Here is a 7899-nt window from a genome sequence, read left to right as displayed (position 1 = left end):
TCCGGCAACACCCAAGGCGGCACCCAGGGCGGCGGCTCCGGCAACACCCAAGGCGGCACCCAGGGCGGCGGCTCCGGCAACACCCAAGGCGGCACCCAAGGCGGCGGGGGCGGCAACACCCAAGGCGGCACCCAAGGCGGCGGGGGCGGCAACACCCAAGGCGGCACCCAAGGCGGCGGGGGCGGCAACACCCAGGGCGGCACCCAAGGCGGCGGGGGCGGCAACACCCAGGGCGGCACCCAAGGCGGCGGCTCCGGCAACACCCAGGGCGGCACCCAGGGCGGCGGCTCCGGCAACACCCAGGGCGGCACCCAAGGTTGATCATTTGACTGGGCGGAGCCCCGGGCCTCGCTCAGTCAGATCGGCCTCGTCGGTTGACGAAGGGCGATCAGATGAGTCAGCACCTCGCAGAGGTTCCCTCTGCGAGGTGCTGGGGTTGGATGGCCAACGGTGAAGGCTAATGGGATGGGCCGTGCTTGCCGTCTAGCAGTCGCAGCCTCCGTTTGCTTGGCGGTTTGGGTGTGGGGCGCACCAGTGAGTGAGGCAACTGTCCCGTCGCATGCCCCGCAGGCCGCACCCGCGAAGTCGGTGCTTCGGTGCTATGCGACGCGAAGCAACCCGGCGGTGATTGTGTGCTATCGGCTCTCGAAGAAAGCCGAGTACAGGCACGGCATGATTGTTTACGTCCCCATTCTCATTCAGGTGCCCACGCCTTCAAATCCACCGTCCGTGACTGTCGTCGACAGTCTGGACGATATTCACCCGAACAGATAACACATCTGACAGCAGCGAGCAGCGGTGTGCCCGGTTCGGATGCTGAGATCATCCGACCCGTGCTCGATCATCATCGATTCGACATGCAACACCGGTTGGGGGCACGCGAGGATCAGCTCCTCATTGGTTACTCTTTGAAGTTCTCCAATACACCACATTTTAGGGCCAAGCGAGTGAGGTCGGCCCTACGGCGAGAGCCATACTTTCTGCGCAGTCGCTCCAGGTGTGTGTGAACCGTGTTTTCAGTGATATTCAACTTGTTGGCGATCTCGCGATCTGTCGCACCGTTGGCGACGAGCTGCAAGATTTGTTTCTCGCGGCTGGTGATACGGGGAGGAGGCGCAGGCAGACTCTGACCAGCGAGACTGGCGCCGAAGTAACTTCTTCCTGAAGCAACGGCGCGGATGGCCGTCACCAACTCCGAATCGTCGGTTTGCCGGCTCAGATATCCGCGAGCGCCGGCTTTAATGCACGGGACGGCATCGGACTGCACCTCCGATGTCGATATCACAATGACCGCGTACCCTTGTCGATGCAACTGAGCGACCTGGTCGGATGCCGCCTGGTCGGACAGCTGCAGGTTGGTCAGTACAATAATTTTCACGCCATTCGCCTTGCGGAGCAGGTCATTCACGCTTTTAACGAAGGTGGTGATCCGCAAGTCCGGTTGGGCATTGATTGCCTGCGCGAGACCGAGCTGAAGCAACGACCAGTCGCAAATAACGGCTATAGACGTCACAGACGGGCTCATTAGAAGCTCCAGCGTAGGTGGTGCCACCGGCCACATGACGTAGCGGAGTAGACGGCCGGTGCTTCCCGCCGCCTGACCCCAGACTCAGCTCTTCCGCAAGAAGTAGCACCCCGGATGGCCCGTACGGGGATGCCGGGACGAGAGGGTCCGTGATCTTTGACCTCTGGCAACGTACGAGGCTTCGCGTAGTGGCCGCTCTGATACGTGGCCGGGTCAATCGCTTCAGCTGGGACGAAGGCGAGCATGTCGATCAGCTTCTTGGTCGGCGGCTGCAGCTCGTCAATGGCTGCAGCTCGTCAATGTTGGCTCGGCGAGCACTGCGATGTGCCCCGCCGGCGTCCGTGAGGGTACCTGGGCCGACGGCGTTGAGCACAGCAACAGTGCTTGTTCTGACTGCTGGCAGTTCAGGAGCTGCGGCCGTGTCGTGTAGTGGCTGCTGCAGGCCTGGTACCGGCGCCGGCGGCGCCAGTTCGACCAGTGCAGGATATCGCTAACTGTCCCGCCGAGGCGATTTCATCCCCGTCGCCGGCATCCGGTGGCCGCGGAGGCATGCTTCCGGCAGCAACCGCTCACCGATCCCCACCGTGAGCGACAGCTTGCCGGGAAGGCCAGGAGATGGCTTCGCAGGGATTGCAGAATCAGCACGTCGTCCTGGCCATGGCGAGGAAGGTGGTACGTCGGCGGGGGCACGGAACCTGATGGTGGAGGCTGTTCCCGATATGGAAACAACACCCCGCGCTTCACGCGAGTTGACCTCGGGTCACATCAGTGACGCGCATACAGATCGACGAGCCCGATACGGGAGCAACACGTTGGCCTCAAAGCCCTTAGCCCTCGCGCAGCTTGCGCACTACGCGCGCGTCGTGCACGAAAATGACCAAACCCACCGCCAGCAGAACGCAAGCGGCCCAGACCGCCCGCGCACCCCATGCGAAGGTCAACCAGCCACCGCCAAACGCCCCCACGAGGAACGCAAGGACGACGCTGGCGAACTGGCGCGCCCGACGTCTGTCGTCCATGTCCCGATTGACCACTGCCGCGTACGCGTTCTGCATGGCTGAACGGAGATTGCCCGTGGTCATCGTGCTGTTATAGACGGCGTCACCAAGCGTGCGGAAGGTGGTCATCTGCACTGCGGCCATGAAGGCGACAAGGACGGTGACGAGCGTGTCCGGCGCGCCGGCGGGGATCAGACCGACCGCTGCCAGCACGACGAGCTCCAGCACCATGGCCGCCCAGGCCGGCTGGCGCAGCACCACCGCCACCCTCGGCCGCTGAAGGGTCTCAGCAACCAGGACACCGGCCACGAAGGCGAGAATCGGCGGGAGGCGTTCCAGCGCCTGCCACCAATGCCGCTCGGCGGCCGCAATGCCCAACAGGACGACATTGCCGCTCTGCGCGTTGGCGAACACTCCCCCTCGGCTGATGAACGTGTATGCGTCAAGGCCGCCGCCAACCAGTGCCAGCAGTGCTGCCAACCGCACCGACCGGATCGCCGGCGTCGGAGCAGTCTGCCTGGCAGGGTCGACCGCGGGGGCGGGACCCTCCGCTCCACCGCCCCGGGGCTGCGGCTCGGCGTCCGACATGCCTCCACCTCCATATCCTCGGCCTGCTGGCACTCCATATACGGTCAGGGGCTGACTGGCTGAACCGGGTTCTTTTGATTGCCCGCATCATCTGCGCATTTAAAGTCACCGAAACCATATAGCCGACGGAGTCGTTGATCCTTACGTGTCGCCCTCGTGCGGCAGTCACCAGACCGGCAGAATCAGGCCCGCCGAATGCCCGCACAGGCTCAATGGGCAAGCCGCTGGGAACCGCGTTGAACGGCTGCGACGGCTGCTTCTCGGTTCTCGGTAGTACGCCATTGGCTTGCTCCCCTGCTGAAGCAGGGGGATTCTGTCCTTCGATCAAGGACCAACGGGCATCGGAGACGTCACTGCGATACGGGTGACGAGCACTCACACCCCGTGCAACGGCCGTCGACGCCACCGGCCGCAAAAGCATCCCTGACTACCAACCGTCCAGATCAGATGTCCTCTTGCTGGCGCACGAATTTGACGACGCGACAGATTGCCTCGTTTTTCGGGATCTCGAAGTCGGCCGCAGGCCGGATCATTGACCACCTCGGTCCGCTTCTTGCGGCTCGATCCGATGCGTGTGCATGCCGCACGCGACCGCGCTGCGGTCGTCACCGTCTCGGTCCCGCGACGGCGTAGGCCGCGATGCCGACAACCGCGAGGAGCAGGGCCGTCCAGGTGCCCGCTGCCGTGCCGGGTGGCAGCAGCATCCAGCTCGCCACCTGCATCGGCGCACTCGTCGGAGGCGGGGCGAGGAACGAGAACGAGAGCCAGGCGAACGGCAGCGTCCAGGCGTACTGTCCGCCCGAGAGCGCCGCGCCCAGGGCGGCCAGTCCCGTCAGGCCCGCGCTGTCCCGGACGACGAGCGCGGTGGTGGCCATGGACTCGCCCATGGTCTGCACGGTCAGCGGCACCGCGGCGACGACCGTGCCGGCGAGCAGCACGTGCGCCGCTCTGCGGGGCACCCAGCGGATCGCGGCCGTCCGGTCCAGCGCGAGGTCCTGCCCGCTGAGCCCGGCCGAGGCTGCCATCGCCCCCGTGGCGAGGACGAGCACGGGCAGCCGCGGATCACCGGGCCCCTCGCCCCCGTCCCGGGCGAATGCCCACACCGCCACCGCGCTGATCACCACCGCGGCAAGGGACGCGGGTACCCGACGCGAACGCGCGTACAGGGGCAGCCATCTCACCGGGACGCACCGCCTTTCAGCGCGTCGAACGGGTCGCCCTTGCAGGAGAACGCGGCGGCGCGCATCGCGTTGATCCGCGAGAGCTGCTCGGCCCGCGAAAGCGCCTCGAGCTCCTTCCACACCGGGCGGGTCTTGGCGTCGGCCTCGCGGCGCATACGTGCCGGTGTGCCGGGCAACGGCCTGAGGTCCCCGAGGACCCAGCCCACCGCGACGGTCTGCGCGAACTCGTCTCCCCCGAAGCCGCTCCAGCCGACGGGGGTGCACCCCGGCACCAGGCCTTTGGCGAGCAGGGCCCAGGTCAGCTCCTCGCCCTTCGCGGCGGCGATGATGTCGTCGTCGAAGTCGAAGAGCACGGTCTTGCGGGACCACTGCGGCGTGGAGCCGTCCGGCAGTACGGCGGTGTTCTCCCGGACCGAGGCCGGCGCCTGACTGCCCAGGGCGCCATGCAGCAGGCGCAGCGCCTCCTTACCGGGACCCGCCAGGTCGGCGAGTCGCGCCTGCTGCGTCTTCGTCACGCACACCGGGCCGTCGCACACCAGTTCCGCGGCTGCCTGGTCTACGACGTACATCCGGCGAGGGTCGGAGGGGAGGACGAGCAGGGCGAGCGCCGCGCCCGCCAGGACGGGCGTCAGGGCGATCAGCCGGGCGCGCCAGGTCGCGGCGACCAGCAGCGCGAAGCCGGTCGCGGCCATGGCGAGCAGCCAGATCGTCTGTCCGACGTGCACGGAGGCGGAGAGCGTGATGAGCGCGTCGCGCACCTCCTGCACCGCCGGTGACAGCAGGGAGAGGCGGTTCGGCTCCATGCTCGGGAGCCCCGTCGCCGTGGTCGTCTGCGTCCGGCCCAACGACGTCTGCATGAGGGCCGTGAACACGAAGGCGCCCATGGCCAGCGCGGGCGGGGTGAGCACGGACGGCAGGGCCCGCCCGGCCCCCATGCCCAGCACGGCCCCCGCGACGAGAGAGAGTGCCCCTACCAGTGAGATCGGCAGCCATCCGAGGTGCGTGTACTCGGTGTGGGCGAGCACCTGGACTCCGCCCACGAGGACGAGGAGCGCGAAGGCCGAGGTCAGCGTGATCGCCGTCGCGCCCGCCAGCGTGGCCGCGCGGTGCCGGGCGGGCCGCGGCGTGCTCGTCAGCAGCTCGGACATCTTCGAGCGGTGGTCGCGCAGGCCCTGCAGCGCCCCGAGCCCCACGGCGAGCGGCCACAGGTAGAACAGCAGGGAGCGGGTCCACAGGGCCATGGACGTCCACTGGGCCGTCCACGCCGTGGTGCCCGTCCACCACGATCCGGGAATCAGGTACAGAAACGCCAGCGCCGGCGTCAGGACCACGGCGCCGGCCCACGGGGCGACGGAGCGCTTCAGCTCGATACGCAGGACGCGGACGTTCACCAAGTGCCCCTTCCCTGCTGGGGGTTGAGCAGCAGCGCCGAGTAGCCGCGCTCCAGCGGGCTGTCGCCCACGTGCTCGGGGCCGCCCACCGAGGCCAGCTCGTCCGGAGGGCCCTGGAAGACCAGCCGGCCCTCGGCGAAGAGCACCACGTCGGTGCAGGCGGCGGCGACGTCCTCCACCAGATGGGTCGAGACGAGTACGCAGGTGTCCGTACCCAGCTCCTGCAGCAGTTCACGGAAGCGCAGCCGCTGCGCCGGGTCCAGGCCGACCGTCGGCTCGTCCAGGAGCAGGATCGTCGGGTCGTTGACGATGGCCTGGGCGATGCCGGCCCTGCGCACCATGCCGCCCGACAGGGCCTTCATCCTCTCGTCGGCGCGGTCCGCCAGACCCACCCGCTCCACGGCGCGCTGCACGGCGGCGGGGATGTCCGCCTTGGGCACCTCCTTCAGCCACGCCATGTACTCGACGAACTCGCGCACCGTGAAGCGCTTGTAGTAGCCGAACTCCTGCGGCAGGTAGCCGATCCGGCGGCGCAGCGCCCGGTGTTCGCCCATGCCGCCCGCGGACTCGCCGAGCATCTCCAGGGTGCCCTCGGTGGGGCGTAGTACGGTGGCCAGCGTCCGGATGAGGGTGGTCTTGCCCGCCCCGTTGGGGCCGAGGAGGCCGTGTACGCCGGTGCCCAGCGACAGGTCGAGGCCGTCGACGGCCATCCGTTTCCGGCCGACCCTGACCTTCAGCCCGGTGGCCTGGATCTGCCAGGCGTAGGCCGTCGGTGCGATGTCGGCCGCACTCACCGCGGACGTCATGTGGTGTTCCTTTCCGATCGTCATCGATGGGCTCCCAACACGGAGTACGCGCCCCTGCGTGCGATCACGACAGCGGTACCGAGCGCGAGGACCAGTCCCCACACGGGCAGGCTGCCCGTCTGCAGGGCGAGGGTCGTACGGCTGGTAGCCAGGGTCGGCGCCACGACCGCGGCGGCCCACACGGCCGCCAGCGCGACAGCGGCGCGGGTCACGCCGACGACACCGCCGAGCGCCAGGGTCGTCGAGGTGAAGGCCAGACAGGGCAGCAGCCACTGCGCGGCCGTCACACCGGTCGCCCATCCGGCCACCAGCAGCACGGGGACGACCACGGCGAGCACGGACGCGGTGCGCCGCAGCACCAGGTACAGGCCTGCCCTCGGCGCGGAGGCCGTCAGCTCGTACGCCGGGTCCAGGCCGCGCGACCACGACGCCGCGACGCCGAGGACGGGCAGGATCGGGGCGAGCAGCAGCACCAGCGACACCTCGCCGAAGCCGGTGTCGACCAGGTCGAGCAGGAGCGCGAGCAGTGTCACGCTCACGACCATGGCCAGCCACGGCACCATCGTGGGCGTCATCCACCTCGACAGCCACGCCGACCAGCGCCGTTGGCGCGGCATCGTGGCGGTGGCGGCCAGTTGGGGTTCGAGGTCGGACCACACGGTGCCGACGAGCGCCGCCACGGCGGGCGCCTCGGCAGTGACGGCGGCCGACAGCCGGTCGCGACACACCCCGCACGCCTCCAGATGGGCCTCCAGGGCCCACACCTCGTCGGCGGCGATGTCCGTGTCGCCGCGTGCGTAACCGTCGATGATGCGCATCGACGCGTGTTCCACGCTCATGCCAGCGCCTCCCGCATCGCGATACGGGCCCGGCGGGCACGTGTCTTGACCGTGCCCTCGGGCAGCCCGAGCAGGACCGCGGTCTCCCGAACGGACAGCCCGTCGAGCACCATGGCCTGCAGTACTTGTCTGAGTTCCGGCGCGAGGCACCGCAGCGCGTCGCCGACGTCACCGCCGACGGTCGTCGCGAGTGCCTCCTCCTCGGCGGCGGGCGCCGCGTCGGGGAGAGCGGCGGCCGCGGGCGGCTCGGCGTGGTGGGCCCTGCGCCGGAAGGCGTCCACGAGGCGGCGTGCCGCGATCGTCCACAGCCATCCGGCGGCCGTCCCGCCCGCCGAGGATCCCGCGAACGCGCCCGCCGCGCGCCACACCGCCAGATACGTCTCCTGCATGACCTCGGCGACGACCTGTTCGTCGGCGCAGCGGCGGCGCAACCGCACCGCCATCCACGGCGCGGTGCGCCGGTACAGCTCCTCGAACGCCGCGCGGTCACCCCTGGCCACCAGCTGGACGAGACGCTCCTCGTCCAGCGCGCACGGTGCCTTCCTGACTGATCTCACACCGGCTAGACGCC

8 protein-coding genes and 1 pseudogene are annotated in these 7899 nt (G+C 68.8%); 2 read left to right on the top strand and 7 right to left on the bottom strand.

Annotated features, from left to right (window positions below; translation table 11 throughout):
- A partial coding sequence (locus ACIQTP_RS33165) for a hypothetical protein (RefSeq protein ID WP_403406989.1) occupies positions 1-321 on the top strand: 321 nt, incomplete at its 5' end.
- 580 nt (positions 322-901) lie between these two features.
- On the opposite strand, the gene ACIQTP_RS33160 is transcribed toward ACIQTP_RS33165, so the two are convergent.
- Together ACIQTP_RS33160 and ACIQTP_RS33155 are read right to left on the bottom strand one after the other, a co-directional pair.
- Positions 902-1513, bottom strand: coding sequence for a LuxR C-terminal-related transcriptional regulator (locus tag ACIQTP_RS33160; protein WP_402050826.1), 612 nt, complete (start codon positions 1511-1513; stop codon positions 902-904).
- Positions 1514-2352: 839 nt separating this feature from the next.
- Complete coding sequence (locus ACIQTP_RS33155) at positions 2353-3111, bottom strand: YoaK family protein (protein ID WP_403406987.1); 759 nt, start codon at positions 3109-3111, stop codon at positions 2353-2355.
- Between the two features lie 447 nt (positions 3112-3558).
- Here ACIQTP_RS33155 and ACIQTP_RS33150 point away from each other — a divergent pair.
- Positions 3559-3669 (top strand): annotated as a pseudogene (locus tag ACIQTP_RS33150) (transposase family protein); the annotation flags it as partial.
- Between the two features lie 47 nt (positions 3670-3716).
- Here ACIQTP_RS33150 and ACIQTP_RS33145 read toward each other — a convergent pair.
- The 5 genes from ACIQTP_RS33145 to ACIQTP_RS33125 are packed head-to-tail and all read right to left on the bottom strand — an operon-like array spanning position 3717 to position 7885.
- Positions 3717-4292 carry a hypothetical protein gene (locus ACIQTP_RS33145; RefSeq protein ID WP_403406985.1) on the bottom strand — a complete coding sequence of 192 codons (576 nt, stop codon included), beginning with the start codon at positions 4290-4292 and terminating at the stop codon, positions 3717-3719.
- On the bottom strand, positions 4289-5683 hold the full coding sequence (locus ACIQTP_RS33140) for a hypothetical protein (RefSeq protein WP_403406983.1): 1395 nt from the start codon (positions 5681-5683) through the stop codon (positions 4289-4291). Before ACIQTP_RS33140 ends, ACIQTP_RS33145 begins: the two co-directional genes overlap by 4 nt.
- Positions 5680-6513, bottom strand: a complete 834-nt coding sequence (locus tag ACIQTP_RS33135; protein WP_403406982.1) for an ABC transporter ATP-binding protein — start codon at positions 6511-6513, stop codon at positions 5680-5682. Before ACIQTP_RS33135 ends, ACIQTP_RS33140 begins: the two co-directional genes overlap by 4 nt.
- Positions 6510-7328 (bottom strand): zf-HC2 domain-containing protein, encoded by an 819-nt coding sequence (locus ACIQTP_RS33130; protein ID WP_403406980.1) that lies wholly within the window; start codon positions 7326-7328, stop codon positions 6510-6512. Before ACIQTP_RS33130 ends, ACIQTP_RS33135 begins: the two co-directional genes overlap by 4 nt.
- The gene (locus ACIQTP_RS33125) at positions 7325-7885 is read right to left on the bottom strand and encodes an RNA polymerase sigma factor (protein WP_403406978.1); all 561 of its coding nucleotides are present in this window, start codon (positions 7883-7885) and stop codon (positions 7325-7327) included. The genes ACIQTP_RS33130 and ACIQTP_RS33125 overlap by 4 nt, the downstream gene beginning before the upstream one ends.
- Between the last annotated feature and the right edge of the window lie 14 nt (positions 7886-7899).

It is taken from the genome of Streptomyces sp. NPDC090798 (genome assembly GCF_044768965.1).
Lineage (GTDB): Bacteria > Actinomycetota > Actinomycetes > Streptomycetales > Streptomycetaceae > Streptomyces.
The sequence above is the reverse complement of the archived record's forward strand: the minus strand, read 5'-3'. Positions and strand labels throughout refer to the sequence as shown.

What these genes read in the sequence shown, in the direction of transcription:
- ACIQTP_RS33135 (WP_403406982.1), bottom strand. Translation starts at nt 6,513, where the DNA reads ATGACGATCGGAAAGGAACACCACATGACGTCCGCGGTGAGTGCGGCC.
- ACIQTP_RS33130 (WP_403406980.1), bottom strand. Translation starts at nt 7,328, where the DNA reads ATGAGCGTGGAACACGCGTCGATGCGCATCATCGACGGTTACGCACGC.
- ACIQTP_RS33155 (WP_403406987.1), bottom strand. Translation starts at nt 3,111, where the DNA reads ATGTCGGACGCCGAGCCGCAGCCCCGGGGCGGTGGAGCGGAGGGTCCC.